This window comes from Streptomyces sp. NPDC092369, from assembly GCF_044755245.1.
Lineage (GTDB): Bacteria > Actinomycetota > Actinomycetes > Streptomycetales > Streptomycetaceae > Streptomyces.
Genome location: NZ_JBIVQP010000011.1, coordinates 139,988 through 163,595, shown reverse-complemented (window position 1 = coordinate 163,595; position 23,608 = coordinate 139,988). Strand labels below are relative to the sequence as shown.

Annotated in this window: 23 protein-coding genes; 10 read left to right on the top strand and 13 right to left on the bottom strand. The window is 69.6% G+C overall.

Features of this window, described 5'->3' with window-relative positions:
* Positions 1 to 19: 19 nt before the first annotated feature.
* Together ACIQI8_RS43850 and ACIQI8_RS43845 are read right to left on the bottom strand one after the other, a co-directional pair.
* Positions 20 to 2,368, bottom strand: a complete 2,349-nt coding sequence (locus tag ACIQI8_RS43850; RefSeq protein WP_402364459.1) for an ABC transporter permease — start codon at positions 2,366 to 2,368, stop codon at positions 20 to 22.
* Entirely contained in the window at positions 2,365 to 3,057 is a 693-nt protein-coding gene (locus ACIQI8_RS43845) for an ABC transporter ATP-binding protein (RefSeq protein WP_402364456.1), read from the bottom strand. The genes ACIQI8_RS43850 and ACIQI8_RS43845 overlap by 4 nt, the downstream gene beginning before the upstream one ends.
* A gap of 204 nt (positions 3,058 to 3,261) precedes the next feature.
* Here ACIQI8_RS43845 and ACIQI8_RS43840 point away from each other — a divergent pair, with 204 nt between their 5' ends.
* Together ACIQI8_RS43840 and ACIQI8_RS43835 are read left to right on the top strand one after the other, a co-directional pair.
* Complete coding sequence (locus tag ACIQI8_RS43840) at positions 3,262 to 4,512, top strand: sensor histidine kinase (protein ID WP_402364454.1); 1,251 nt, start codon at positions 3,262 to 3,264, stop codon at positions 4,510 to 4,512.
* Positions 4,509 to 5,207, top strand: a complete 699-nt coding sequence (locus tag ACIQI8_RS43835) for a response regulator (protein WP_402364451.1) — start codon at positions 4,509 to 4,511, stop codon at positions 5,205 to 5,207. The genes ACIQI8_RS43840 and ACIQI8_RS43835 overlap by 4 nt, the downstream gene beginning before the upstream one ends.
* 486 nt (positions 5,208 to 5,693) lie before the next feature.
* Here the strand turns inward: ACIQI8_RS43835 and ACIQI8_RS43830 are convergent, their stop codons facing one another.
* On the bottom strand, positions 5,694 to 6,566 hold the full coding sequence (locus ACIQI8_RS43830) for an oxidoreductase (RefSeq protein ID WP_402364448.1): 873 nt from the start codon (positions 6,564 to 6,566) through the stop codon (positions 5,694 to 5,696).
* Between the two features lie 211 nt (positions 6,567 to 6,777).
* Between ACIQI8_RS43830 and ACIQI8_RS43825 the strand changes: the two genes are divergently transcribed.
* Positions 6,778 to 7,641, top strand: coding sequence for a LysR family transcriptional regulator (locus ACIQI8_RS43825; protein WP_402364446.1), 864 nt, complete (start codon positions 6,778 to 6,780; stop codon positions 7,639 to 7,641).
* Between the two features lie 44 nt (positions 7,642 to 7,685).
* Here ACIQI8_RS43825 and ACIQI8_RS43820 read toward each other — a convergent pair whose 3' ends face one another.
* From ACIQI8_RS43820 to ACIQI8_RS43795, 6 genes are all read right to left on the bottom strand, one after another.
* The gene (locus ACIQI8_RS43820) at positions 7,686 to 8,327 is read right to left on the bottom strand and encodes a hypothetical protein (protein ID WP_402364443.1); all 642 of its coding nucleotides are present in this window, start codon (positions 8,325 to 8,327) and stop codon (positions 7,686 to 7,688) included.
* 205 nt (positions 8,328 to 8,532) lie between these two features.
* Positions 8,533 to 8,925, bottom strand: coding sequence for a VOC family protein (locus tag ACIQI8_RS43815; protein WP_402364440.1), 393 nt, complete (start codon positions 8,923 to 8,925; stop codon positions 8,533 to 8,535).
* A gap of 34 nt (positions 8,926 to 8,959) precedes the next feature.
* The gene (locus ACIQI8_RS43810; RefSeq protein WP_402364437.1) at positions 8,960 to 9,979 is read right to left on the bottom strand and encodes a VOC family protein; all 1,020 of its coding nucleotides are present in this window, start codon (positions 9,977 to 9,979) and stop codon (positions 8,960 to 8,962) included.
* Positions 9,976 to 10,848, bottom strand: coding sequence for an alpha/beta fold hydrolase (locus ACIQI8_RS43805; RefSeq protein WP_402364434.1), 873 nt, complete (start codon positions 10,846 to 10,848; stop codon positions 9,976 to 9,978). Before ACIQI8_RS43805 ends, ACIQI8_RS43810 begins: the two co-directional genes overlap by 4 nt.
* A 57-nt stretch (positions 10,849 to 10,905) precedes the next feature.
* Positions 10,906 to 11,034, bottom strand: a complete 129-nt coding sequence (locus tag ACIQI8_RS43800) for a hypothetical protein (protein ID WP_402364431.1) — start codon at positions 11,032 to 11,034, stop codon at positions 10,906 to 10,908.
* Positions 11,035 to 11,213: 179 nt separating this feature from the next.
* On the bottom strand, positions 11,214 to 11,795 hold the full coding sequence (locus ACIQI8_RS43795) for a TetR/AcrR family transcriptional regulator (protein WP_402364428.1): 582 nt from the start codon (positions 11,793 to 11,795) through the stop codon (positions 11,214 to 11,216).
* A gap of 492 nt (positions 11,796 to 12,287) precedes the next feature.
* Between ACIQI8_RS43795 and ACIQI8_RS43790 the strand changes: the two genes are divergently transcribed.
* Both ACIQI8_RS43790 and ACIQI8_RS43785 read left to right on the top strand, forming a co-directional pair.
* Positions 12,288 to 14,087: an AMP-dependent synthetase/ligase gene (locus tag ACIQI8_RS43790; protein ID WP_402364425.1), complete on the top strand. Its 1,800-nt coding sequence runs from the start codon at positions 12,288 to 12,290 to the stop codon at positions 14,085 to 14,087.
* Between the two features lie 99 nt (positions 14,088 to 14,186).
* On the top strand, positions 14,187 to 15,200 hold the full coding sequence (locus ACIQI8_RS43785; protein ID WP_402364422.1) for an NAD(P)H-dependent flavin oxidoreductase: 1,014 nt from the start codon (positions 14,187 to 14,189) through the stop codon (positions 15,198 to 15,200).
* Between the two features lie 56 nt (positions 15,201 to 15,256).
* Here the strand turns inward: ACIQI8_RS43785 and ACIQI8_RS43780 are convergent, their stop codons facing one another.
* Complete coding sequence (locus ACIQI8_RS43780; RefSeq protein ID WP_402364419.1) at positions 15,257 to 16,447, bottom strand: TetR/AcrR family transcriptional regulator; 1,191 nt, start codon at positions 16,445 to 16,447, stop codon at positions 15,257 to 15,259.
* Complete coding sequence (locus ACIQI8_RS43775) at positions 16,444 to 17,292, bottom strand: enoyl-CoA hydratase-related protein (RefSeq protein ID WP_402364416.1); 849 nt, start codon at positions 17,290 to 17,292, stop codon at positions 16,444 to 16,446. The genes ACIQI8_RS43780 and ACIQI8_RS43775 overlap by 4 nt, the downstream gene beginning before the upstream one ends.
* A gap of 123 nt (positions 17,293 to 17,415) precedes the next feature.
* Between ACIQI8_RS43775 and ACIQI8_RS43770 the strand changes: the two genes are divergently transcribed.
* Positions 17,416 to 18,573, top strand: a complete 1,158-nt coding sequence (locus ACIQI8_RS43770; protein ID WP_402364413.1) for an acyl-CoA dehydrogenase family protein — start codon at positions 17,416 to 17,418, stop codon at positions 18,571 to 18,573.
* 145 nt (positions 18,574 to 18,718) lie between these two features.
* Here the strand turns inward: ACIQI8_RS43770 and ACIQI8_RS43765 are convergent, their stop codons facing one another.
* On the bottom strand, positions 18,719 to 19,342 hold the full coding sequence (locus ACIQI8_RS43765; RefSeq protein ID WP_402364411.1) for a hypothetical protein: 624 nt from the start codon (positions 19,340 to 19,342) through the stop codon (positions 18,719 to 18,721).
* Entirely contained in the window at positions 19,339 to 19,914 is a 576-nt protein-coding gene (locus ACIQI8_RS43760; RefSeq protein ID WP_402364478.1) for an RNA polymerase sigma factor, read from the bottom strand. The genes ACIQI8_RS43765 and ACIQI8_RS43760 overlap by 4 nt, the downstream gene beginning before the upstream one ends.
* A gap of 320 nt (positions 19,915 to 20,234) precedes the next feature.
* On the opposite strand from ACIQI8_RS43760, the gene ACIQI8_RS43755 reads away from it, so the two are divergent.
* The 4 genes from ACIQI8_RS43755 to ACIQI8_RS43740 all read left to right on the top strand — a co-directional run bounded on the left by ACIQI8_RS43755 (position 20,235) and on the right by ACIQI8_RS43740 (position 23,579).
* The gene (locus ACIQI8_RS43755) at positions 20,235 to 20,771 is read left to right on the top strand and encodes a DinB family protein (protein WP_402364408.1); all 537 of its coding nucleotides are present in this window, start codon (positions 20,235 to 20,237) and stop codon (positions 20,769 to 20,771) included.
* A 68-nt stretch (positions 20,772 to 20,839) separates the two neighbouring features.
* Entirely contained in the window at positions 20,840 to 21,127 is a 288-nt protein-coding gene (locus ACIQI8_RS43750; protein ID WP_402364405.1) for a Chromate resistance protein ChrB, read from the top strand.
* Entirely contained in the window at positions 21,124 to 22,302 is a 1,179-nt protein-coding gene (locus ACIQI8_RS43745; RefSeq protein ID WP_402364402.1) for an MFS transporter, read from the top strand. Before ACIQI8_RS43750 ends, ACIQI8_RS43745 begins: the two co-directional genes overlap by 4 nt.
* 323 nt (positions 22,303 to 22,625) lie before the next feature.
* Positions 22,626 to 23,579, top strand: a complete 954-nt coding sequence (locus ACIQI8_RS43740) for an RNA polymerase subunit sigma-70 (protein WP_402364399.1) — start codon at positions 22,626 to 22,628, stop codon at positions 23,577 to 23,579.
* The last annotated feature ends 29 nt before the right edge of the window (positions 23,580 to 23,608 follow it).

The following is a 23,608-nucleotide window of genomic DNA, read 5'->3' as shown; positions in this document are numbered from 1 at the left end:
GGGCGCTTCCACGGGGGCTCTACTCGGCGCGCAGGGCCGTGGCGGTACGGGTCCGGGCGGCCCAGCCGGCCGGCATCAGGGAGCCGAGGACGGCGATGAGCAGACCGCCGAGGCCGAGCAGGACCAGTTCCGGAGCGTGGTAGATGGCGATGACGGAGTCGGGCAGGTTCAGGCCGGCGCTGCGCCCCATGGCCGGCATCACCGCGCCGTGCAGGGCCATACCGAGCGGCACCCCCAGCGCACCGCCGATGAGTCCGGCGATGACGACCGACGTGACGACCAACGAGATGGTCTGACGGGGTGTCATGCCGAGTGCCTTGTGGATACCGAGGTCACGGATGCGTTCGTGGGTGTCGAGGACGACACCGTTGAGGACACCCAGTCCCGCCACGGCGACCAGCATCAGAGTGAGGATCGCGGTCAGCGAGTTGAGGATGACGACGGTGTCGCTCTCGCTCTCGTTCTTGGCGCTGGTCGAACTGACACCCAGCGGCTGCAGCTTCTGGTTCAGTTCCGAGACGTAACTGCTCAGTGAGGTCCCGGACTTCACCGCGATGTACTGGCTGGTGGCCTGCAGGCCCGGTTCGACGTTCTCGAGTGTCGCGGCGTCGGTGTAGACCTGCATGCCGCCGTTGCGGGTGTCGAGGACCTCGCCCACGATCTTGACCGTGACCGATTTGCCGTGTGCGTTGAGCGTGACGGTGTCCCCGACCTTCGTGTCGGTGGCGGTCATGAACGGTGTCGGTACGACGGCCTCGCCCGTCTTGCTCATCCAGTGTCCCGAGACCATCGTGTAGCCGCCCCAGGAGGCGTCGCCGTCGAACGCGACGACGTTGGTGTACCCGGTCACGCCCGAGACGGTGGCCTCGGTCGTGGCGCTTCCGTAGTGCTTCGCGGTCCCGGGCTGCGCCTCGATCGCCGCGTCGACGGCGGCGGCGTCGGGTGTCGCCTGGCTCCCGCCGGGAAGGCCGCCGGGGCCGGCCTGCGGGCCGACGACGCCGATGGTGACATCGGCGGCGTTGTGGTCCCTCGCGGTCACCACCTCGCTGAGCGAGGACGCCAGACCGGTGGCGAAGGTGACGGCCGTGGCGCCGAACAGGACCGCCGCGATCATCGAGGCCGTACGGGCGGGGCGGGCGAACGGACGGGCCAGGCCGAGGCTGACGGGACGGGGGAGGGGCAGCCGGGCGGCCACATGGGCCGCCCGGCGCCCTCGGCCGGGCGCGGGGGTTCGCCCGACGGCCAGTGCGTCGACGGTCCGCAGTCGGCCGGCACGCCAGGCGCTCAGACAGGCGGCGACTGCCACCACGCCCAACGCCCCGGCGACCACTGCGATGTCGACCCAAGGTTCTACGGTCAGGCCCGTGGTGCCGTACGCGTCCGCGGTCTCGGACAGCACCGGTACGGCCAGGAGGTTTCCGATCACGACGCCGGCCGCGGTCCCGATCGCCGCCGGGAGCAGGGCCTGGCCCACATAGGCGCGTACGACCTGGGCCGGGGTGAATCCGATGGCCTTGAGGACGCCGATCCGCCGCAGCCCCGTGCCCACCGTGCCGGCGACCACGTTCCCGACGATCAGCACCGACATGACCAGGCCCAGGACGCCGAACGCGACGAGGAAGGGCACGAACAGCGACGTGTCGCGCGCGGAGACCTTCTTGAGGGCGAGCCAGGACTGCGAACCCGCCATCGACCCCGCGGGAGCGGCCGCCGTGACCGCGGCCCGCCCCTTGCCGATCGCCGCGGCGGTGTCCGCCTTGGTGAAGCGGTAGAGCATCTGGTAGCCACCGGTCGCACCGGTCGGCGTCAACGCGGTGACCTCGGACGGCACCACCCAGGCATCGGCGGTACGGCTGACCGTACGGGCCATGCCGACCACCTTCAGCGTCGGACTGCCGGGCAGGTCCGAGAACTGGAGCTCCAGGCCCATCCGTGCCATGAGGCCGGAATCGGCCGACAGGACGATCTCGCCGGGGCCCTCGACCCAACGGCCCTCGGTCAGCGAGATCTTGTCGACGTCCCCGCCGGGCTTCGCACGGCCCACGACCGACAACGGTGCGACGGACATGCCGTTGACCTGTGGATTGATCGTCGTGGTGGGGTACGGGCCCGACGCGGCGTCGACGCCCGGGGCGTCCGCGGACGCGGCCAGCTGCGCGCTCGTCGCCCTGTCAGCCTTGAACTGCGCGGTGAGATGCGAACCGTGCTGCCGGACGAAGGCCTTGTCGAACGGCGCGTCGGACGCCACCAGCAGGGAACCGCCGAGAACCGACGCGGTCACCGCCATCATGACGGCCAGTCCGATCACCAGCGTCTGCACCCGGCGGCGCGCCACTCCCGAGCGGACGACGCGGCCCAGGGCGCTCATCGGGCGACCCCGGCGTTCACATCGGCGGTGATCCGGCCGTCGACGAGCTGCACGGTGCGCTTCGTGCAGGACTGCGCCAGGGACAGGTCGTGGGTGACGATGACGATCGTCTGCCCCTCGGCGTTGAGCTCCCTGAGCAGTTCGCTCACGTCCTCGCCGGACGCGGAGTCCAGCGCGCCGGTCGGCTCGTCCGCCAGGAGAAGCGGCGGGCGGTTCATCAAGGCCCTTGCCACCGCGACGCGTTGACGCTGCCCGCCGGACAACCGGCCCGGGAAGGCGCCGCCGTGCCGGGCGATACCGAGCGACTCCAGCAGGTCCGCCGCCCGGCGGTTCGCCTCGCGCCGTCCCATTCCGGCCAGTTGCGCGGGCAGGACGACGTTGTCGGCGACGGTCAGATCGTCGAGCAGGTTGAAGAACTGGAAGACCATGCCGATCTTCGAGCGTCGGTAACGGGCGGAACCGGCCTCGCCGAGCTGGTCCACGCGTACGCCGTCCACCGTGACGGTTCCGGTGTCGGGCCGGTCCAGGCCCGCGATCAGGTTGAGCATGGTGGACTTGCCGCTGCCGGAGGGACCCAGGATCGCGACGGCTTCACCGGCCTGCACGGTCATCGACGCGTTCTGCAGGGCCGGTGGCCCGGCATCGTAGCGGCGGCTCACGTCGCGCAGTTCGATCACCGGTGTGGTCATGGACGCTCCCTCGTTGCTCACATCTGATGGGTGTGACGCTAGGCGTGCGGCCCGGGGGAGCACGACGGTCGGCAGGGGTAATTCCCGTACCGCGTTGGGCTGATGCCGGTCGGTGTCATCCTTGAGATGTAGTCGACCGGTGTATCCGCCAGACCCTCTGTGTGGATGCCGGCGATCCGGGCCATCGGTGACAATGGCCCGGTGATGGACCGCGTGCGACAGGGAGCCAGGGCGCTGACGCGCCCCAGCGGCCCCACCCCGAGCCCCACCCGGCGGAACAAGGCCTTCGACGCGGCACTCGCGCTGTGCCTCGGCGTCGCCGCGGCCCAGTACGTCCTCGACAACCTGCACGGATGGGACAGCCGGCAGGACCGTCCCGTTCCGGTCGGGTACCCGACCGGGGCGGTCGACTGGGTCGCCCTGCTGGGCCTGGCCCTTCTGGCCTCCGCGCCCTTGGCGCTGCGCCGCCGTTATCCACTGGCCGTGCTGTGGATCGTCATGGGCGCGACCCTGTTCACGCCCGGTGACGCGGCGCGGCTCACGTTCTACGCATGCGTGATCGCCGCCTACAGCGCCGCCGCCTACAGCCCCTACCGGGTGGCGACGCTGGCCAGTCTGCCCGGCGCGGTCCTCCTGGTCGCCACGGTCGGGGATCCGGGGGCACCCACCGTGCCCACGCAGTACGTTCCCCTGCTGATCGCGGTGCCGCTCGTCGTGGCGGCCAACGGGCTGCGGGCATGGAAGCTTCGGGCGGACGAGAGCAGTGCGCGGCTGTCCGCCGTGGAACGTGAACAGGCGGAGGCGCTGCGCCGGGCGGTCGAGCACGAACGCGCCAGGATCGCCCGCGAGTTGCACGACGTGGTGACGCACAACGTCAGCATGATGGTCATCCAGGCCGGAGCCGCCCGCAAGGTCATGAGAGCGGCCCCCGACCAGGCGTCCGATGCGCTGCTCGCGGTGGAGGCGGGCGGCCGGTCCGCGATGAGCGAGCTGCGCCACGTCATGGGGCTGCTCACGATGAACGCGGACGGATCCGAGTCGGCCGACCCCGAAGAGCTCGAGCCACAACCGGGACTCGACCAGCTGGACACGCTGGTCGCGCGGATGCGGAGCGCCGGAGTGTCGGTGGAGCTGGACGTCTGCGGGGCACCGCGCCCTGTGTCGGCCGGAGTGGAACTCGCCGCATACCGCGTGGTGCAGGAGGCGTTGACCAACACGGTCAAACACGCGGCCGGGGCGACCGCGAGGGTGAAGGTCGAGTACGGTGGCGACGATCTACGGGTGGAGGTCACCGACTCCGGTGGCAGCCCGAGCCCGTCCGCGGCGACCGGCAACGGTCATGGGCTCATCGGCCTCCGCGAGCGACTGGCCGTCTACGGCGGCACCCTGCGAACCGGCCCGGGCCCGCTCGGCGGTTACGGCGTCCATGCACTGATTCCCTTGGAGGAAGCGTGACCGAACCGCTGCGTGTCGTGGTCGCCGACGACCAGGCGCTGGTACGCACCGGTTTCCGGATGATCCTCACCGCCGACGGCATCGATGTGGCCGCCGAGGCGACCAACGGTGTCGAGGCCGTCGAAGCGGTCCGGCACACCCGGCCCGACGTGGTGCTGATGGACATCCGGATGCCGGAGATGGACGGCCTGGAGGCCACGCGGCGCATCCTCGCCGGCGGCGCTGACCAACCGCGGGTCGTCATGCTGACCACGTTCGACCTCGACCACTACGTGTACGCGGCGCTGTCCGCCGGGGCCAGCGGCTTCCTCCTCAAGGACGTCACGCCTGAACATCTCGTCGCCGCCGTCCGCACGGTAAGGGCAGGTGACGCGCTGCTCGCCCCCGTCATCACCCGCCGCCTCGTCGAGCGGTTCGCGCGCAAAACCCCCGACACGACCGCCCTCCATCGCGACCTCGCTGCCCTCACACCACGCGAGTTGGAGGTCCTGCGCCGCCTCGCCCAGGGCCTGAGCAACGCCGAACTCGCCGACCGGCTCCACCTGTCGGAGGCGACCGTGAAGACCCACGTCTCCCGCATCCTCGCCAAACTCGCCCTGCGCGACCGCGCCCAGGCCGTCGTCATCGCCTACGAGACGGGCCTGGTCAGCCGCGGCGAACGCGAGGACCCGCTGCGCTCCGCCGACCGCGGATAGACACGGGAGCCCCGAGGCGACCGAGGTCGTCGCGCCGACCGCGCCACGGACAAGGCCGTGCCCGGCCGGTCGGTGACGGAGAACTGACGGGATGTCGCACCGGGGTACGCGAGCCTCCACTAGCCGGAGGATCCAGGATCTCTCCATGGACGTACCTGTCGGGCCGCCCGTTCCCGACCGTCTGACGACCGGTCACCGACGTCGAGACGTTCGTCGCCGAGGCGCGGGCGACGTCGTACCCCCTTGCTGCGGCGAATCCCGGGAACGTGATGATCTCGTTCTGTGTGGAGGACGCGGCGACCGAAAGCGTCACGGTGCTTGCGGAGTGGGCGTCCCCGGAGGCTCTCGACCGCCACGTGGATGCACGCGAACTCTCTGCCCTCCTCGCCAAGTGGGGTCCGCGCACACGCAATGAGGTGCGCAGGTTCCACGCCGACGGACCCGCGTCTGCCCCTTCTCCTTGTCGGGGGCCGGGTTGCGTCCTGACTAGCGGCCGATCTTGTCCAATTCGGCGAGGTCCTCCTCGGAGAGCGGGAGTCCCGCGCCCGCGACGTTCTCGCGCAGGTGCGTCACCGACGAGGTGCCGGCGATGAGCAGGATGTTCGGCGATCGTCGCAGCAGCCACGCCAGGGCGACCGACATCGGGGTCGCATTCAGCCGGGCGGCCACGGCCGAAAGTGCCGTGGACTGGAGCGGAGTGAAGCCGCCGAGCGGGAAGAAGGGCACGTACGCGATGCCCCGGTCGGCGAGATCGTCGATCAGCGCGTCGTCCTGGCGGTAGGCGAGGTTGTACATGTTCTGCACGCACACGATCGGCGCGATCGACTGCGCCTCGGCGACCTGTTCCGCCGTCGCGTTGCTCACTCCGAGATGCCGGATCAGGCCCTGCCGCTGGAGTTCGACGAGGGTCTTGAAGGGCTCCGCGGGCGAGCCGGGTCGGGGGCCCTGGGCGTCGCCGAGCCGGAGGTTGACGAGGTCGAGGGCATCGAGGCCGAGGTCCTCGAGGTTCTCGCGGACGGCGCGGCGCAGGTCCTCGGGCTGCCGGGCGGGGATCCAGCCGCCCTGCCGATCGCGGACCGCGCCGACCTTGGTCACGATGTGCAGCGATGCGGGAAAAGGGTGCAGCGCTTCACGGATCAGCCGGTTGGTGACGCGTGGTCCGTAGGCGCCGGCGGTGTCGATGTGGGTTATCCCGAGGGCGGCGGTCTCGCGCAGGACGGCGAGGGCGCCGTCGTGGTCGGCGGGCGGCCCCATGACGCCGGGGCCGGCCAGCTGCATGGCGCCGTAGCCGAAGCGGGTGACGGTCAGATCGCCCATGGTCCAGGTGCCGCCGGGCAGTGACGCGGGGGATGTGTTCATGACTGTGTCTTTCCTGCCGAACCGGGGACTGGAGAGGGTCGCTTGCCACGTGGAGTGCCGTTCATCAACAGCCTCCGTTGTTCGCGGCTGCCGCCGGACCGATCTTTTTCTCGCTCATGCCGTCGATGGTCGCTCGCCGACGGACCGCGCATCCAATACCGGCACCGTGCCCTGTCATACCCGCCGGGTATCACCGGGATATGCTGCGACCATGGACGCCTTGGAGACCCGTGAGTTGAGGTACTTCATCGCCGTCGCCGAGGAACTGCACTTCGGCCGAGCCGCCGAGCGCCTGGGCATGGCCCAGCCACCGCTGTCCCGGGCGATCCAGCAGTTGGAGCGGCGCCTCGGCGTCCGTCTGCTGGAACGCGACCGCCGCGGTGTCGCCCTCACCGGCGCCGGAGAGACGCTGCTGCACGAGGGTCGCGCGGCTCTCGACGCGACCACCGCCGCCGCTCGCCGCACCCGCCGCGCCGGTGGCGCCGACAACCCGGGCGGTCCCCGCAACCGACTGGTGCTGGCGGTGAAGGCCGCCGCGTCCCACGAACTGCTGCAGAAACTTCTGGACACCTACGCGGCCGAACCCGACGCCGCCGAGATCGAGGTACTGCCGAGCGGCACATGCGAACAGGGAGAGATGCTGCGCGACGGCCGCGCCGACGTGGCGCTCATGCACGCGCCGTTCAACTCCCTCGCCGGGTTCGACAGCGAGGAGCTGATGACCGAGGGGCAGATCGCCATCCTGCCCGCCGGGCACCCCCTCGCCGCGCACAGGACACTGTCCCTCTCCGACGTCACGGACATCCCCGATCTCCCGCTCGCCCGGTGGTCCCGGGACGGCTCGTACCCACCCGGCCCGGGCCCCGAGATCCACGACCAGACCCAACTGGCCCAGCTGATCGCCCTCGGACGCACCGTGGCCGTCTTCCCCGAGTCCGCCCGCGCCTGGCTGTGGGCCGAGCACACCGCCGTCCCCCTGACCGACGCACCCCCCGTCGTGACCCACATCGCCTGGCCCGCGCACAGCCGCTCCCTCGCCCTTGCGGGACTCATCCGCACGGCCACCCGGCTCTGACCCTCTCGCCGCCGCTGCATCGCGGTGGTCGTCGGTCGAAGAAGTCAGTGGAGGATGCTGACCGCGCGGGCGATCACGAGGAGCGACGTCAGGAGAGCGGCGACACTCTCCACGCTCATCAGGAACTTGGCGCGTGAGGAGAGGGGCATGGTGTCCGTAGGGCTGAACGCCGTGGAGTTGGTCACCGACACGTAGAGGTAGTCCATCAGCGTGGGCACCCAGTCGGATGTCTTGCTGGAGCCGTCGGAGACCTCTTGGACGGCGCCTGCGTTCTCGTCCTGCGAGAAGCGGAAGTCCGCCAGCGGCAGCTCCGCGCGGGGTACTTGGGTCCGGCTGACGGGGCCGCCACGGTCCAACTCCCAATAGGCCAGGCCGAAGACGATGATGTTGGTGAGCCAGATCTGCAGCGAGGCCACCAACAGCGCCCGGCCGTCCTTCACTTCGGCGGACACCAGCTCATGGACCAGAGTGCCCAGCGCGGCGAGATTGCTCGCCCCGATCACGGCTACAAGCGTCAGCGACAGGACGCGGAACGCCCGCGTCTGGCGCGTCAGCCGGCGTGGGTTGATCGCGATGAGGGGTATGAGCAGCAGGCACTCCAGGGCGGGCAGGACATAGCGGGGTGCGATGAGGAGTCGCTGGGGCAGGAGGAGGTACAGCGCGATGGCGACGAGTGTCGCTGCCACGCCTGGTAGTCGGGCCTCTCCTCGGCGCTCGTGCCGCGGATGTCTGAAACGGGTTTCTTCACGCGCTCGCGGCACGGCTCGTCCTTACCTGGGGCATGGAAATCGATTGATCGGTTTCCATGGTCCGGCTACCCCAGGCAGCGCATCCGACCCATCTGAAGCGCACCTTTGCCGGGCTCGGCTGCCCTCCGCGGTCGGGGTCCGGTCAGAGGGTGGGCTCGGAGCGCGTGAACAAACAGAACGGGTGGCCCGCAGGGTCGAACAGGACGCGTACCTCGGCCTGAGGCTGGAAGTCGGCCACGGTCGCTCCCAGGGCAACAGCATGGTCGACGGCCGATGAAAGATCGCTCACCTCGATGTCCATGTGCATCATCATCTGCTGCCCGGACAGCTCGGACGGCCACCGCGGAGGGGTGAAGAGCGGCTCTGTCTGGAACGACAGCCCGGTACCGCCGTCAGGTGGTGCGATCTCGCTCCAGCCCGGCTCCTCCTTCTGCATCGGCCACCCCAGCAGGCTTCGGTAGAACCGAGCCAAGTCGTGGGCGTTCGGTGCATCAAGTGTGATCGAGGCCAGCGTGAAACGCGGTGAGGACGTCATGTACTGCTACTGCCCGGTTTCCCCGCCGAGAGCGTCAGTCGTCGGCGATGCCGGTACCGCTCAGGGCGGGGACGGTGTTCTCGGGATGGGCGAGGGAGAGGGCGCCGGTCCGGAACTGGGCGAGTTTGTCGAGGATGGTCTCGCCGACCGGGAGGTGTCCCCAGACGCTGATGCCCTGATGGGTGCTGGGTTCCCACGTCGCTTCGTCGACGACGACGGGGTTCCAGCCGACTTCCCAGTCGAAGCCGGAGGGGGTGCGGGCGTAGTAGGAGAGTTCACGGTCGTTGGTGTGCTGGCCGACGGTCAGTGAGCCGAAGCCCATTTCGTGGACGCGCTGGTAGCTCTGGGCGACGTCGTCGAGAGTGGCGGCCTGGACGTTGAGGTGCTGCACACGGGTGCGGATCGGGTCGATCGGCAGGCGGCGGGCGTTGCCCACCGCGATGGTGTGATGGCGTTCGTTGACGCGAAGGAAGCGGATCTTGACTTTGAGGCCGCTCATGGTCTCGTCGATGTAGTCGGTCAGGCGGGCGTCGAAGACGGTGTTGAAGTAGCTGCGGATCTGCGTCGGCCTGGTGGAGGTCAGGGCGATGTGTCCGATGCCGGCATCGCCGGTGACGAAGCCGGAGGCGAGCATCCGTAGGGGCTCCGCGGACTTCACCGGGGTGGTGTAGATCTCCTGGGTGATGCCTTTGGGGCCGGGAAAGCGCAGCAGGCGTTCGACACCGCGCAGGGCGGCTTCCTCGTCGGTTCCGACGACGAGGGGCACGCCGTGGGCACGGATGCGGGCCTCGATCTGTTCGAAGGAGGCGTGGTCGTCGATGTGCCAGCCGGTGGTGACGACGTCTTCGGCGGGGCCGCGCCGCAGCAGGAAGCGGCACTCCTGGTCATCGAGGCGGAAGCGCATCAGGTCGCGGGAGAGCGCGTCGTGATGCATGCCGATGGCGTCGGTGCCGAACCGCTGCCAGTCGGCGAAGCGGTTGGTCTCGATGATCATGTAGCCGAGGTGGACGGCTCCGAAGACCGACGGGGCGTCGTGCCTCTCATACGTGTTCATCGGTGGCCTCCAAGGAAGTCGGAGCAGAGGCGGTTGAACAGGTCGGGCTGCTCGAACTGCACCCAGTGCCCGGTGTTGGCCACCATGTACAGATCGCAGTTGGGCATGCGGTCGGCCAGCATGCGAGCACCGGAGGGGCGGTTGACCTTGTCCTCGGCACCCCACAGCACGAGGGTGGGCACGGACAGCCGGCTCAGGCGCGGGTCGCGGGTGAAGTCCGACTTCCACAGGATGCGCAGTGCGCCCGGCCCGGAGGGAAGCTTGGTGGGGGGCGAAGCGATGACCTCGGGGTCGATGCTGGCCTGGTAACGGTCTTCGATGGCGGAGTCCGGGACACTGGCGGCGTTGAAGACGAGGTAGTTGCGGATGAACGTCTCCAGCTTCAGCCGGGACGGTCCCTCGCCGGTGTAGTAGGTGAGCAGGCTCCTGGCGCCGCGGGTGGGCACGGTGCGGGTGGTGCCGACGCCGGCCGGCCCCATCAGCAGCATGCGGTCGACCCGGTGGGGAGTGTCCAGGGCCAGGCGCAGGGCACAGGCGCCGCCGTAGGAGTTGCCGACCAAGTGGGCCTTGTCCAGGCCGAGTTCGTCGAGCAGGCCGCGGATGTGGCGGGACAGGTACCCGACGGGGTCGGCGCTGTCGACGCCCTTGCTGCTGCGGCCGTAGCCGGGCATGTCGGGCACGATGACCCGGTACCTCTCGGCCAACTCGGCGATGTTGCGCGTGTAGTTGGAGACGCCGGAGGCGCCCGGGCCGCCGCCGTGCAGCATCACCACCGGCGGGCCGTCGCCCGTCTCCGCAACGAAGATCTTCTTTCCGTCGACGTCGTACGTCGTCTCCTGCATCGTCGGCAGGCTGGTCGGCGTGGTCATGTCGTTCCTCGCTTTGCGGTGATGGTCGGGTCGGCGAACGGCTGTTTGAGTCCTCCGCTACGGAACGGCGCCTGAGGAGACCTTGGTCGGGTCGTCGGCGGTCACCCGACCGTCCTTGGTGTGCGTGAAAGCGGGCAGTGACCCGATGCCGTACGCCTTCCCGGCGGTGATGTACGAGGCGATCACGCCGGCTGCGCGGTGCCGCCGGGATCGTATTCGGGAACGTAACACGTTATTGGCGACCCGACAATAGGAGGCGTGAGAGGTCGGCGGGGGTAGCCGAGAGTGCGGGGCTCCGCGTGTCGGGAAGTCCTGTACGCAGGGGGTACGTCGAAAACTGCGGGATCACACCGGCCCGCGCACCGTCACTTCGCGCGGCTCTCCGGCCCGAACTCCGTGATGATCAGCAGGAGGGTGCGCTCCAGGAGAGTGAACGTCTGCTCCCGGCTCAGGGTGCCGCGGTTGAGCCACTCGTTGGTCGCGGACCGTGTCATCGCGGCGAACGCCCGGCACATGCCCCGCAGCGCCTCGTCCGTGTCCGGGTCGATGCCGAGCGCGCGCAGGGTCTGGTCGACGGTCACCTCCTCCGCCTCCCGCATGACGGCGTCGACGTCGGGGTCATGGCCGTGCGACAGCGCGTCGACGGTGACGAGCCACATGCCGCGGTTGCGGTCGACGACGCTGAGGAAGCGGTCGACGACGCCGTTCACCCGCTCCTGGAGGGTGCCCTTGGGCAGCCGCTCCAGTACGTAGTCGGGCACCGCGACCATCTCGCGCAGCACTTCCAGGTACAGCTCTCGCTTGCCGCCGAAGTAGTGGTTGACCAGGCCCCGGGTGACACCCGCCTCGCGTGCGATGTCCGCCAGTGAGACCGCGCCGTAGGGCTTCTCGCCGAAGGCGCGGCGTGCGCAGGCGATGATCTGGCCGCGGCGGGCTTCCGGCTCCATTCGGATCCGTGGCCGGCCTTCGGCGGAGGAAGAGGCTGTCACGGCCGCATCTTTTCACGGTCCCCGTCGACGACCGTCAGCGGAAGCCGCAGCGCGCCGGGCGTCGCCTCCGGCGTCAGGGGATTCCGCGGGGCGACCTGGGCAGGGGGCGGGTGAAGGAGTTGATCGGCATCGGGTTGGCTGCGGTGACGACGACTGCGGGTGTGGGGTGCCGAACTGGGGCGTCGTCACCCGAGCGTCTTATTGACGACCCGCCAATAAACTGGAGTGAAATCGCCCGGCAGCTATTGACGGGTCACCAATAATGAGGTGACAGTGTTGCCATGTCCGCCGCCCGGCGTGTGCCCCGTGACAGCCGGAGTCGCGGAGAGCAGGCCTGCCGTACCACTCCGCGAAGAAGTCCGCCGGTGTCTCACGGCCGTGCCCCGCCGCCTCGCTCGGCGTCCACACGAGCAAGCCCGATCTTCCCGACAGCGAAGGAGCTGCCCGGTGATGCCGACCAAACCCCGGACGTTCTGTGAGGCGTTCCAGCGGACCGCCGCACTCCAGGCAGGCCAGGTCGCCCTGCGTACCGTCGGTGACACGACGACGCTGCTCTGGTCGGAGTACGCCGACCGCGTCCGGGCGCTCGCCGAGGGGCTGACGGCCCTCGGCGTACGCCGCGGCGACACGGTCGCGCTCATGCTGCGCAACCGGCCCGAATTCCATGTCGCCGACACCGCCGTCCTCCATCTCGGGGCAATCCCGTTCTCGGTCTACAACACCTCCTCTCCCCAGCAGGTCGCCCACCTGCTCACGGACTCGCGGACCAGACTGGTGATCACGGAGGAGTGCTTCCTGCCCGTGCTCGACCATCCTGCTCGCGCGGTGGACGCGACGGTCGTCACCGTCGACGGCGCCTTCCCCGGGACCCTGTCGCTGGACGACGTCTCCTCCCGCGAGGCCGAGGGGTTCGACTTCGAGGCGATCTGGCACTCCGTGCAGCCGGACGACGTGCTCACGCTGATCTACACCTCCGGTACGACCGGGCAGCCCAAGGGCGTCGAGATCACGCACCGGGCCGAAATCGCCCAGTGCGCGGCCGCCAACGAGCGGCTCGGAATCACCGCCGGCGACCGGATGATCTCCTTCCTGCCGTCCGCTCATATGGCCGACCGCTGGTCCTCGCACTACACGCAGATGACCGCGGGAACGGAACTGACGACCGTCGACAAGCCCCGTGACATCGCCGCCGCCCTCGCCGACGTCCACCCCCAGGTCTTCGGAGCGGTGCCGCAGATCTGGCAACGCCTCTACAACGGCCTCCGGGCGGCACTGGAGCGGGCGGCGGACAGCGAGCCCGACGAGGTACGCCGACAGGCACTGTCCGAGGCTCCCGGTCTCGGCCTGCGCTACGCCGAGGCCGTCGAGCGCGGCCGGCTCACCGCCGAACTCGCCGACCGCTGGGCGGCGTTGGACTCCAGAGAGCTGGCACCGCTGCGGGAGCGGTTCGGCCTGGACCGATTGCGGGTGGCGGCCTCGGGCGCGGCGCCGATCGCGGCGAGTCTGCTGCTGAACCTGCGTGGCCTGGGCATCCCGGTGAGCAATGGCCTGGGCATGTCCGAGCTGTCGGGCATGGCGACCTACTCGCCTCCCGGTGAGGCCCCGGTGGCCTCGGTGGGCCGCCCGCTGCCCGGCGTGGAAGCTTCGATCGCCGCGGACGGCGAGTTGCTGGTGCGCGGTGAGATCGTCATGCGCGGCTACCGGGGCGCCCCCGAGAAGACCGCCGCCGCGTTCACCGCCGAGGGCTGGCTGCGGACCGGGGATGTCGCCACCATCGACCCGACCGGCGCGATCACCCTGGTGGACCGCAAGAAGGACCTGATGATCAGCACGGGCGGCAAGAACCTGTCGCCCTCCGTCATCGAGGGAGCCGTCCTCTCCCACTCTCCGCTGCTCGCGCACGCGGTCGTGATCGGCGACGCTCGCCCCTTCGTGGCCGCGCTGCTGGTGCCCGATCCCGAGGCGGTCACCGCCTTCGCGGCACGGCACGGCCTGGACGGCGGACCTGGCGAACTGTGCCGGCATCCCGTGGTCCTGGCGGCGATCGAGACGGGATTGGCCGCGGCCAACTCGGTCCTGTCCCGGCCCGAACAGGTCCGCGCCCACATCGTGCTCACCGACGACTGGCAGCCCGGCAGCGAGTTCGTCACCCACACCCGCAAGACGCGCCGCGGGCCCATCCACGAGCACTACGCCGCGAAGATCGAGGCGATGTACACCGAGCACACCGTTGCCACCGGCAGGGCCTGATCCGTACCGGACCCCGCACGCAGGACTCTGTGCGGGGCGGCCTTTGAACCGAGCCGCGCCCGCCACAGGGCCGATCCCCAATCCGCTGAAGGACTCCTCATGCCGTTGCCCCCTGTTCTCGCGCTGCCCCTCACGGTTCCCGTCGTGGGCGCGCCGCTGTTCATCGCCTCCGGCCCCGAGCTGGTCATGGCCCAGTGCCAGGCCGGGGTCATCGGCTCGTTCCCGGCCCTCAACGCGCGGCCCGCCTCGCTCCTGTCCGACTGGATCGAGCGCATCACAGAGGAGAACGCGTCCTACGCGGCCGCGCACCCGCACGCCGTCGTCGCCCCGTTCGCGGTGAACCAGATCGTGCACCGCTCCAACGACCGCCTCGAGCGCGACATGGACGTGATCGTGAAGCACCAGGTGCCGATCGTCATCACGTCGCTCGGCGCACGGCCGGAGATCAACGACGCGGTGCACTCCTACGGAGGCGTCGTGCTCCACGACGTCATCAGCAACGAGTTCGCGCACAAGGCCATCGAGAAGGGCGCCGACGGTGTGATCGGCGTGGCCGCCGGGGCCGGCGGCCACGCCGGCACACACTCACCCTTCGCCCTCGTGCAGGAAATCCGGGAATGGTTCGACGGTCCGCTGCTGATGTCGGGCGCGATCGCCCACGGCCGCTCCATCCTGGCCGCGCTGGCCGCGGGCGCGGACCTCGCGTACGTGGGCTCCGCATTCCTCTCCACCAATGAGGCGAACAATTCGACCGCGTACAAGCAGATGATCGTCGACAGTGCCGCCAAGGACATCGTCTACAGCAACCTGTTCACCGGCGTCCACGGCAACTACCTGCGCGGCAGCATCTCCGCCGCCGGACTCGACCCGGACAACCTCTCCGAGTCGGGTCCGTCCGCCATGGACTTCGGCACGAGCGACACCGCGAAGCCGAAGGCGTGGAGGGACGTCTGGGGCTCAGGCCAGGGCATCGGCGTCGTCAAACGGAGCACGACGGTCGCAGACCTCGTCGCAACGCTCAAGGAGCAGTACGACGACGCACAGTTCGCCCTGCACACCAAGACACGCACGTACGGCGCGACCATGCACGGCGCGATCACCCGCGGCGCCTGAGCGGCCTCTGTCGCACGGCATACGGAACCCGGTGCCTGTGCTGCTGCGGGCCGGCGCTATCCCTTGGTGAGGACCGCGTGCATGAGGGCGCGAAGCTCCCCTGCCAAGGCCGGGCGTGAGGTGAACTGGCCGGTCTGCGCCAGGTCGTTGACGACGGCGAACGCGGCATGGACGCGGACCTGAACCTCCCGCGGGTCCGGGCTAGGCGCTGCCGCCTGCGTCACCTCCGCCCAGTACGCGGCGACAGCCCGCTGGAAGCGCCGCAGCTCCGTGCGGTCGCGCTCGGGCAGGTTGTGGCCTTCGGCGAAGTAGGCGGCGACCAGTTCCCGGTAGTCCAGCACCGTCTCGACGTAGGAGACGACCAGCAGGTCGAGAGTGTCGCTCGCGGGCAGCCCGGCCGCCTGTGCGGCTGTGACGTTCTGCCGCAGGCGTTCCCGGATTCGGCTCGCGGCGGTCTGGAGCAGGTCGATCTTCCCCGCGAAGTGGGTGTAGATGCTGGGCCCGGCCATGCCCGCCGCGGCGCCGATGTGCTCCATGGTCACCGCGTGGAAACCGTGCTCCCGGAAGAGCCGGGCCGACACGGCGAGCAGTTGTTCACGCCGGGCGTCCAGCAGCAGGGACGGGCTGGTCGCCGGGGCCTGCCGCGGTGCGGAGGCAGTGGTCAGGTCGGTCGCCAGGGTGTTGAGGGCGATTGCCGTGAGGACTTCCTCGAAGGCCGTTCGCGGCAGCCGGACGCGGTGGTCGGAGACGCTCCCCAGGACGCTGAGCGCCCCCCAGGTGAGCAGAGACGCCTCGGAGGGCTCCAACTCGGGGCGCTGGTCGCGTAGCGCGCGGATCAATGGCGCGCCGATTCCCACGGCGCGCTTCCTCACCTCGATGGCGTCGTCCGGCGCGAGGTGCCGGCGCTCGCGTCGCCAGAGGATGCCGAACTCCGGCCATGCGACTACGAAAGCGGCCAACTGCGCGTAGGCCTCGGCTAGTTCCTGGCCGGTGTCGCTCCCGGTGCAGCCGTCCAGCGTCCGCCTTGCCTCGTCGAGGCCGGCGCGCAGGACATGGGCGAGCACCGCTTGCTTTCCCCGGAAGTGGCGGTAGAGCGCCGGTCCGCTGAGCCCGGCGGCCGCGGCGATGTCCTGGACGGAGACGTTGTGGTAGCCGTCGCGCGCGAAGAGCCCGGCGGCGATCGCCCCCAACTGGTCGCGTCGCGTCGGCTTTCCCGGCCGGGGGACGGCGCCGGCGGGTGGGCTCACTTGTCACCCGCCCATGGCAGGAAGCTCGGAAGGCCGTCGTCGATCCGGCCCGGGAACTTCGGCGGCCGGCGTTCCAGGAACGAGGTGACACCTTCCACGGCGTCTGCGCTGAGAGTCAGTGCGGACACCAGTTGGGTCTCCAGTCGGTGGGCTTGGTCGGGTGAGTCGAGCGCCGACACACGATAGATCATCTGCCGGGTGATCGCGACGGCCACCGGAGCGGTGTGCTCCGCGATCTCGTGCGCGAGTGCGTAAGCCGCGTCGACAAGCGCCTCGGGCTCGTGAACGCTGTGCAGCAGTCCCGAGCGCAGCGCCTCCTCCGCACCGAACACCCGTCCGGTGAGCGTCCAGTCCAGGGCGGTGGACAGCCCCACCAGGCGGGGCAGGAACCAGGTGGATCCGCCCTCGGGGGCGATACCGCGCCGGGTGAACGGGAAGCCGAACCTGCTGTCGTGAGCCGCCAGCCGGAAGTCGGCGGCCAGTGGCACGGTCGCGCCCGCCCCCACCGAGGCGCCGTTGAGCGCGGCGATCACGGGCTTGTTCATCGCGAACATGCGGGCGGAGACACTGCCGGCGGGCTCCAGTTCCAGAGGCGGCAGATCGTTCTCGCCCTCTGCGTCGACGTCGAAGCCGCCTCCTGAGAGGTCGGCGCCGACACAGAAGTCCCGTCCGGCACCGGTGAGGACGACGACCCGCACCTCCTCGTCGGCGTCGGCGTGCGCGAAGGCGTCCCGCAGCTCCTGCGCCATGCGAAGGGTGTAGCCGTTGCGTGCCGCGGGGCGGTCGAGCGTGATGGTCGCCACTCGGCCGGTCAGCTCATAACGAATCTGCTGGTAGGCGGACATCCCAACCCTCTCCTGTTAATCATCGCTAGGTTGATTGTCATCCATTTCTAGCCTTGACAACAAGGGGTTTAGTGCATGATGTTAATCGTCATTAGGGCACTGTGAAGATTGCGAGGATGTCGCATGACCACGACGGCATACCGGTCCCCATGGCTGACCGACGAGCTGGACGCCGTACGCGACCTGGCCCGCACCTTCTTCACCAAGGAGGCGGCGCCGCGCGAGGAGGAGTTCGCCCGACAGGGATTCCCCGCGAAGGAGCTGTGGCGGCGGGCGGGTGAGCTGGGCCTGCTGTGCGCGTCGATCCCGGAGGAGTACGGCGGCGGAGGAGGGACGATCGCTCATGAGACCGTGCTGATCGAGGAGCAGATGAGATCAGGCGCCGGAGCCATGCCCATGATCGTCCACTCGGGCATCGTGGCCCACTACGTCAACGCCTTTGCCGCCGAGGAGCACAAGCGCCGCTGGCTGCCCAGGATGGCGAGCGGCGAACTGCTCGGCGCGATCGCCATGACCGAACCGGGCACCGGATCCGACCTCCAGGGCATCCAGACCCGGGCGGTCCGCGCGGGCGACGAGTACCTGATCAGCGGCGCGAAGACATTCATCACCAACGGTCACAACGCCGGCCTGGTGCTCATCGCGGCCAAGACCGACCCGGACCAGGGCGCCCGCGGCATCTCGCTGCTGGCCGCCGAAGTGGACGAGGAGACGCCAGGCTTTCAACGCGGCCGGGTACTGAAGAAGATCGGCCAGCACAGCACCGACACCGCGGAGCTGTTCTTCGACGAGCTGCGCGTCCCCGCGACGAACCTGCTCGGCTCCCGCGAAGGCCTCGGCTTCGTGCAGCTGATGGAGCAACTGCCGCAGGAACGGCTGCTGATCGCCGCGATCGGACTGGCGTGGCTGGAGGCCGCCGTGGACACCACGGTCGCTTACACCAAGGAACGGCAGGCCTTCGGGCGAGCACTGTTCGAACTGCAGAACACCCGCTTCGAGTTGGCGGACTGTGCCACGACCGCGCGGGTGGCCCGGGTCTTCCTCGACGACTGCGTCCAGCGCCACCTGAACGGAGAGCTGGACGCCGCCACCGCCTCGATGGCCAAGTACTGGATCACCGACCGACAGACCGAGGTGGTGGACCGCTGCCTCCAACTGCACGGCGGCTACGGCTACATGGCCGAGTACCCGATCGCCCGGCTGTTCACCGACGGCCGGATCCAGCGCATCTACGGCGGGGCCAACGAGGTCATGAAGGAACTTGTCGCCCGCTCGCTGTGAGCGGCCCCGAGACCGAAAGAGGAACCCGCGGCCATGACCACGGAAGCCTCTTCCGCGTACGAGGCGATCCGCACCCGGCGCGGGCGCGGCGGACACCACGACGAGATCGTCGTGGTGTCCGGGACCGGGCGGTCGAAGCGTGTCGCTACTTTCCGAATGCGTCGCTGAACTGCTCCCAGGTCTCGTCCGAGACCCAGTTCGCACCGCAGGAAGGAATGGAGCCGTCGCTTTCGGCGGCCACGATGTAATGCTCGCCGACCGTGAAGGTCAGGTTCTCCGGGAAGTCCGGGTCATTGCTCACCACGATGGTGCGCGGGCCACCGCCGCGCAGCCAATGATCGACGTGGAGGGTGATAAGGGGCCCCTTCACGGAGGTGACCGTCCCGTAGAAAAGCGTCGGGTAGCCCGCCAGTTGGTCGGGAACAGGCGCCTGGCACTTTCCGTTGCCGTTTCCGGTGACGGTGAGATTCAGCTGCTTGACGGCTTCGCTCGCGTGACCGTCTCCGGCCTTTGCCGCGACTCCCGCGGAGACGCCACCCCCGAGGAGCAGCACGGCAGCCGCCGCGATCCCGAAGAACCGCTGGCGGCCCCTTCCCGCGGTGAACTTCGAGGTGGAATTCGCGGTGTTGAGGTCGGTGTTTTCCGACGTTGCTACGGAGTTGGTCTTCATGGCAGCCTCCACAAGACGATTGATGTCCGGCAGCGGAGCTCGTGAGGTGAGTACGGGATCCGCATCCCTCAGTAGGGTCAGCAACTCGTTGTCATTCACTGACCGCTCCTTCCTTCACTCATCTTGTGTCCGGCGAGTTCGGCGTTCTTTCGCCGCGCCTGGAGCTGGTCGGCGATTTTCTTTTTCGCCCGGTGCAGCCGCATGCTCACCGCGTTGGACGTCATTCCGGTCGCCTCCGCGATCTGCCGCGGCGCCAACTCCTCCCACGCCCACAGCCGTATCACCTCGCGATCCAGTTCCCCGAGTGCGTCCAGCGCGGCATGCAGGTCGCTGTGATCGGCGACTGCGGACGCAGGTGCCTGCTGAACACTCATCAGCCGCTCCACGAGACGGACCCTGCGTCCGTGCGCACGGCGGGCGTTGGCCAGGCAGCCCCGCGCCACCCCGTAACACCAAGGGAGCACTTCATCGCGATCGGGCAGGGACCCGTTCCTGAGCCCGGGTACATGGTCGACGCGACGCCACAGCACCAGCATCGTCTCGGACAGGACGTCCTCGACCATGTCAGGGGCCTTTCGTCGCAACAGATACCGGTGCAGCGGTTCCGTCACCACATGCGCCAGTCCTTCGAAGCGTGCCCGTCGTAGCCGACGGGTCTCCTGTTCCGTCATGGATTCCACGACCCGTCCGTGTCCGACACCGGACGGCTCCTTTCAGCAAGAGCCGTCCGGTACGGATCAGGTCGTGCAGCACGGCAGCCGCCGCGATGCTGCGGGAGCGGTTCGGCCTGGACCGATTGCGGGTGACGGTCTCGGGTGCCACGCCGAATCATGCCGAGTCCGCTGCCGAGCGATGAGTTCCGATACGACGCCAGGTCTTCTTGGGTGCGCGTGTCAGAGAAGAGAGACGCTGGTACAGGCGTCGCCCGATCCTCGGCTCGTCGGCACGCACGAACTAGGCAAAGCCTGATGCCCCGTAGGGAGACCCCAGCGTGAGCGACTCTGTCGTCCAGAAGATCGTCCGGCCCGAACGTGCGCTGTCGGGCCCGTGGTTGGAGGTTATCGCCTCGAATCTCGACTACCACCGAGCGACCTTCCTGTGGAAGTGCGAGGGCCTCTCGGACGCACAACTGCGGATATGCCCCGTGGGATCGTCGGCGTTGACCCCGCTGGGGCTCATGCGTCATCTGCAGGGAGTTGAACGCGCCTGGTTCCAACGGACGCTGGCCGGCACGAGGCCTCGTTTCTCCCCGTATCGGACCTACACGACCGCTGACGGTGGTGAGTGGTACGACGAGTCGGACGCCACGCCGGCCAGGGACGTCTACGCGGACTACCTGAAGGCGTGCGAGGAGTCGCGGCAGGTGTTCGCGAAGGTGACCGTCGACCTCGCGCGCATCGTGCCGAACCCGGAATTCGGCGACACCGACGTGCGGTTCGTCCTGGAGCACGTGATCGAGGAGTACGCCCGCCATGTCGGCCACGCGGACATCCTCCGCGAGGCCATCGACGGCACCACCGGCGAATAGCCCCTGGCGCCCGACGCTCGATCCGGTCACCTGCGCCGATGAATGCAACGCCTGCTACTTTCCGCAGCGTGACGAAGAAGAACGCCGAACCGGGGAGTCGCCGGCCGGCCCTCGTGATCAAGCTCCCCGCAGGCCCCTCGCGGCACCGGGTCGCGGTCTGGCGGGAGCGGGAGGAAGAGGAACAGTCCCTGGAACGGCTGCGCCGCCGGCACCGCGACCTCACCGACCGCCACGTGTTCGGCGCCCCGGAGACCGCCGAGGCCGCGGCACGCCTCAAGCAGTGCGTCACCGTCCGCGACGACTACGCCGAGCAGGTCTTCCGCGCCCTGCACGAGACAAAGGGGCAGGATCGATGACCACGCCGGCAGCCTCCCAAGGCGCACCGGCCCGGCAGATGTGGCCGCTGTACGCGGCAGGGTTCACCACCGCCTTCGGCGCGCACGGCATCGCCGCCAACCTGGGCGGATATTCCGACGACGCCGTCACCTCCCTCATGGTGCTCGGCGGCCTGCTGGCCCTGTACGACGGCGCCGAGGTGCTGCTCAAGCCGGTCTTCGGCACGCTCGCCGACCGCATCGGCGCCCGTCCGGTGCTGCTCGGCGGCCTGGTCGCCTTTGCCGTGGCCTCCGCGGTGTACGCCGTGGCGGACAGCCCCGGCTGGCTGTGGGCGGCGCGCCTCGGACAGGGTGCCTCCGCTTCCGCGTTCTCCCCTTCCGCCTCCGCGTTGGTGGCCCGCCTCAATCCGGCCGCGAAACACGGGCGGGCGTTTGGCAGTTACGGCTTCTACAAGTCGATCGGCTACACCCTGGGACCGCTGCTCGGCGGCGTCCTGGTGTGGGCCGAGAGCCTGCGACTGCTGTTCATCGTCCTGGCGGTGCTCGGCGCGGCGGTCGCCGCCTGGGCCGCGCTCGCCGTGCCCGTCGTACCGCCGCTGCCCAAGGCGCGGCAGACGGTACTTGACCTTGCGAGGCGGCTGGCCGATCCGGCGTTCCTCGCTCCGACCGCCGCACTGGCGGCGGCGACCGCCGCCCTCTCGGTCGGTGTGGGCTTCCTCCCGGTCTCCGGCCGTACGGCGGGTCTGGGCACCGTGGCCACGGGCGCCGCGGTGTCCGTACTCGCCATGTGCGCGGCGATCGTCCAGCCCCGGGCCGGGCACGCCCTGGACGACGGACGGCTGACGATCCGCAGCGGCCTCACCGCCGGACTGCTGCTGACCGCTGCCGGACTGGGCTGCGCCATGCTTCCCGGCCTGACCGGTGTACTGACCGGCGCGGCCCTGATCGGCATCGGCACCGGTCTGATCACGCCGCTCGGCTTCGCGGCACTCGCTGCCTCCACACCCACCGAGCGCCTCGGCCAGACGATGGGCGCCGCCGAACTGGGTCGCGAACTCGGTGATGCGGGCGGCCCGTTGCTGGTCGCGGCAGTCGCCACGCTCACCACTCTCACCCATGGCTACGCGGCACTCGCGGTTCTGCTCGCCGCAGGGTCGGCGTTCGGCCTGGTCCGCCGCCGCTCCGGAGCGGCATGACACCGACAAGCGCGGTGTCGAACACGACGGCAACTGCTGGCCGAATACGCGGGGGATGGCCCGATATCCGAGGGCCACTATTGCGAAAGGTTCGCAATAACCTCTAGATTGCAATACGTGCCGGCCGGTCGATCCCATGGAACTGCCGACACGCCTCGGGTGCGGGGCGCCGTCCCGCCTGACAGCGTCCGTTCGATGGACGTCGCCTCGCCCCCGTACTTCCAGCGCACGGTGGACCGTAGTGGGAAGTGAACGGTCACGGTGTTCTCATCGACGGCGAGACCGGCGAGTGAGGTGCCCGGGTTGGGCGGGTCGAGATCGGCGTGCGGCATGATGCGCTGATGGACTTCGAGCCGTTCCGGGGTGAGTTGCTGACGTTCTGCTACCGGATGCTGGGCTCGTTCCACGAGGCCGAGGACGTGGTTCAGGAGACGTTGCTTCGCGCCTGGAAGGCCCGGGAGCGGTACGACCCGGCGCGCGCCTCGGTGCGGACGTGGCTGTACCGGATCGCGACCAACGCTTGTCTGACCGCGCTGGAGGGGCGCGGCCGGCGCCCGCTGCCGTCCGGGCTCGGCACGCCGAGCACCGATCCGGAGGCGCCGTTGACGCCGGCCCTCGAGGTGCCTTGGATCGAGCCGTTTCCCGACGCGCGTTTCGATGTGCAGGCACGGGCCGACCTGCGCCTGGCGTGGGTGGCGGCGGTCCAGGCCGTCCCGGCGCGGCAGCGCGCCGTGCTGGTGCTGCGGGACGTGCTGGAGTTCAGCGCGGCCGAGGTCGCCGAGCAGTTGGGGACCACCGTCGCGGCGGTCAACAGCACGCTGCAACGCGCACGGGCCGCCGCCGCGGGTGCGGCCGATCTCGAAGAGGTGCGCGAGCCGGACGATCCCGAGGCGAGGGCGGTGGTCCAGCGGTACATGCGGGCGTTCGAGGCAGCCGATGTGCCCGCACTGGTGCGGCTGCTGGCCGACGACGCTGTCCTGGAGATGCCGCCGGTCCCGCTGTGGTATCGGGGCAGCGGCGACTACGGCCGCTTCCTGGCCCGCGTCTTCCGCATGCGCGGAACCGGCTGGCTCGTACGGGAACTCACGGCGAACGGGCAGCCGACGCTCGCGGCGTACGCGCCTGAGCCGGGCGGGCACCGGCTGCACACCCTCCAGGTCCTCACCGTCACCGGCGGCCAGGTCAGGCACAACGTCGTCTTCGCCGACCCGCGCGTCTTCGACGCCTTCGAGGTGCCGCGGCAGATTCTCTCCGACGATTTCTCACGGGAGCGATGAGTCCGGGAGGTTCCGCCGGTATGTACCGG

What these genes read in the sequence shown, in the direction of transcription:
- ACIQI8_RS43845 (WP_402364456.1), bottom strand. Translation starts at nt 3,057, where the DNA reads ATGACCACACCGGTGATCGAACTGCGCGACGTGAGCCGCCGCTACGAT.
- ACIQI8_RS43745 (WP_402364402.1), top strand. Translation starts at nt 21,124, where the DNA reads ATGACCACGCCGGCAGCCTCCCAAGGCGCACCGGCCCGGCAGATGTGG.
- ACIQI8_RS43785 (WP_402364422.1), top strand. Translation starts at nt 14,187, where the DNA reads ATGCCGTTGCCCCCTGTTCTCGCGCTGCCCCTCACGGTTCCCGTCGTG.
- ACIQI8_RS43810 (WP_402364437.1), bottom strand. Translation starts at nt 9,979, where the DNA reads ATGAACACGTATGAGAGGCACGACGCCCCGTCGGTCTTCGGAGCCGTC.
- ACIQI8_RS43770 (WP_402364413.1), top strand. Translation starts at nt 17,416, where the DNA reads ATGACCACGACGGCATACCGGTCCCCATGGCTGACCGACGAGCTGGAC.
- ACIQI8_RS43825 (WP_402364446.1), top strand. Translation starts at nt 6,778, where the DNA reads ATGGACGCCTTGGAGACCCGTGAGTTGAGGTACTTCATCGCCGTCGCC.
- ACIQI8_RS43815 (WP_402364440.1), bottom strand. Translation starts at nt 8,925, where the DNA reads ATGACGTCCTCACCGCGTTTCACGCTGGCCTCGATCACACTTGATGCA.
- ACIQI8_RS43830 (WP_402364448.1), bottom strand. Translation starts at nt 6,566, where the DNA reads ATGAACACATCCCCCGCGTCACTGCCCGGCGGCACCTGGACCATGGGC.
- ACIQI8_RS43850 (WP_402364459.1), bottom strand. Translation starts at nt 2,368, where the DNA reads ATGAGCGCCCTGGGCCGCGTCGTCCGCTCGGGAGTGGCGCGCCGCCGG.
- ACIQI8_RS43840 (WP_402364454.1), top strand. Translation starts at nt 3,262, where the DNA reads ATGGACCGCGTGCGACAGGGAGCCAGGGCGCTGACGCGCCCCAGCGGC.
- ACIQI8_RS43805 (WP_402364434.1), bottom strand. Translation starts at nt 10,848, where the DNA reads ATGACCACGCCGACCAGCCTGCCGACGATGCAGGAGACGACGTACGAC.
- ACIQI8_RS43760 (WP_402364478.1), bottom strand. Translation starts at nt 19,914, where the DNA reads ATGACGGAACAGGAGACCCGTCGGCTACGACGGGCACGCTTCGAAGGA.
- ACIQI8_RS43795 (WP_402364428.1), bottom strand. Translation starts at nt 11,795, where the DNA reads ATGGAGCCGGAAGCCCGCCGCGGCCAGATCATCGCCTGCGCACGCCGC.
- ACIQI8_RS43775 (WP_402364416.1), bottom strand. Translation starts at nt 17,292, where the DNA reads ATGTCCGCCTACCAGCAGATTCGTTATGAGCTGACCGGCCGAGTGGCG.
- ACIQI8_RS43790 (WP_402364425.1), top strand. Translation starts at nt 12,288, where the DNA reads ATGCCGACCAAACCCCGGACGTTCTGTGAGGCGTTCCAGCGGACCGCC.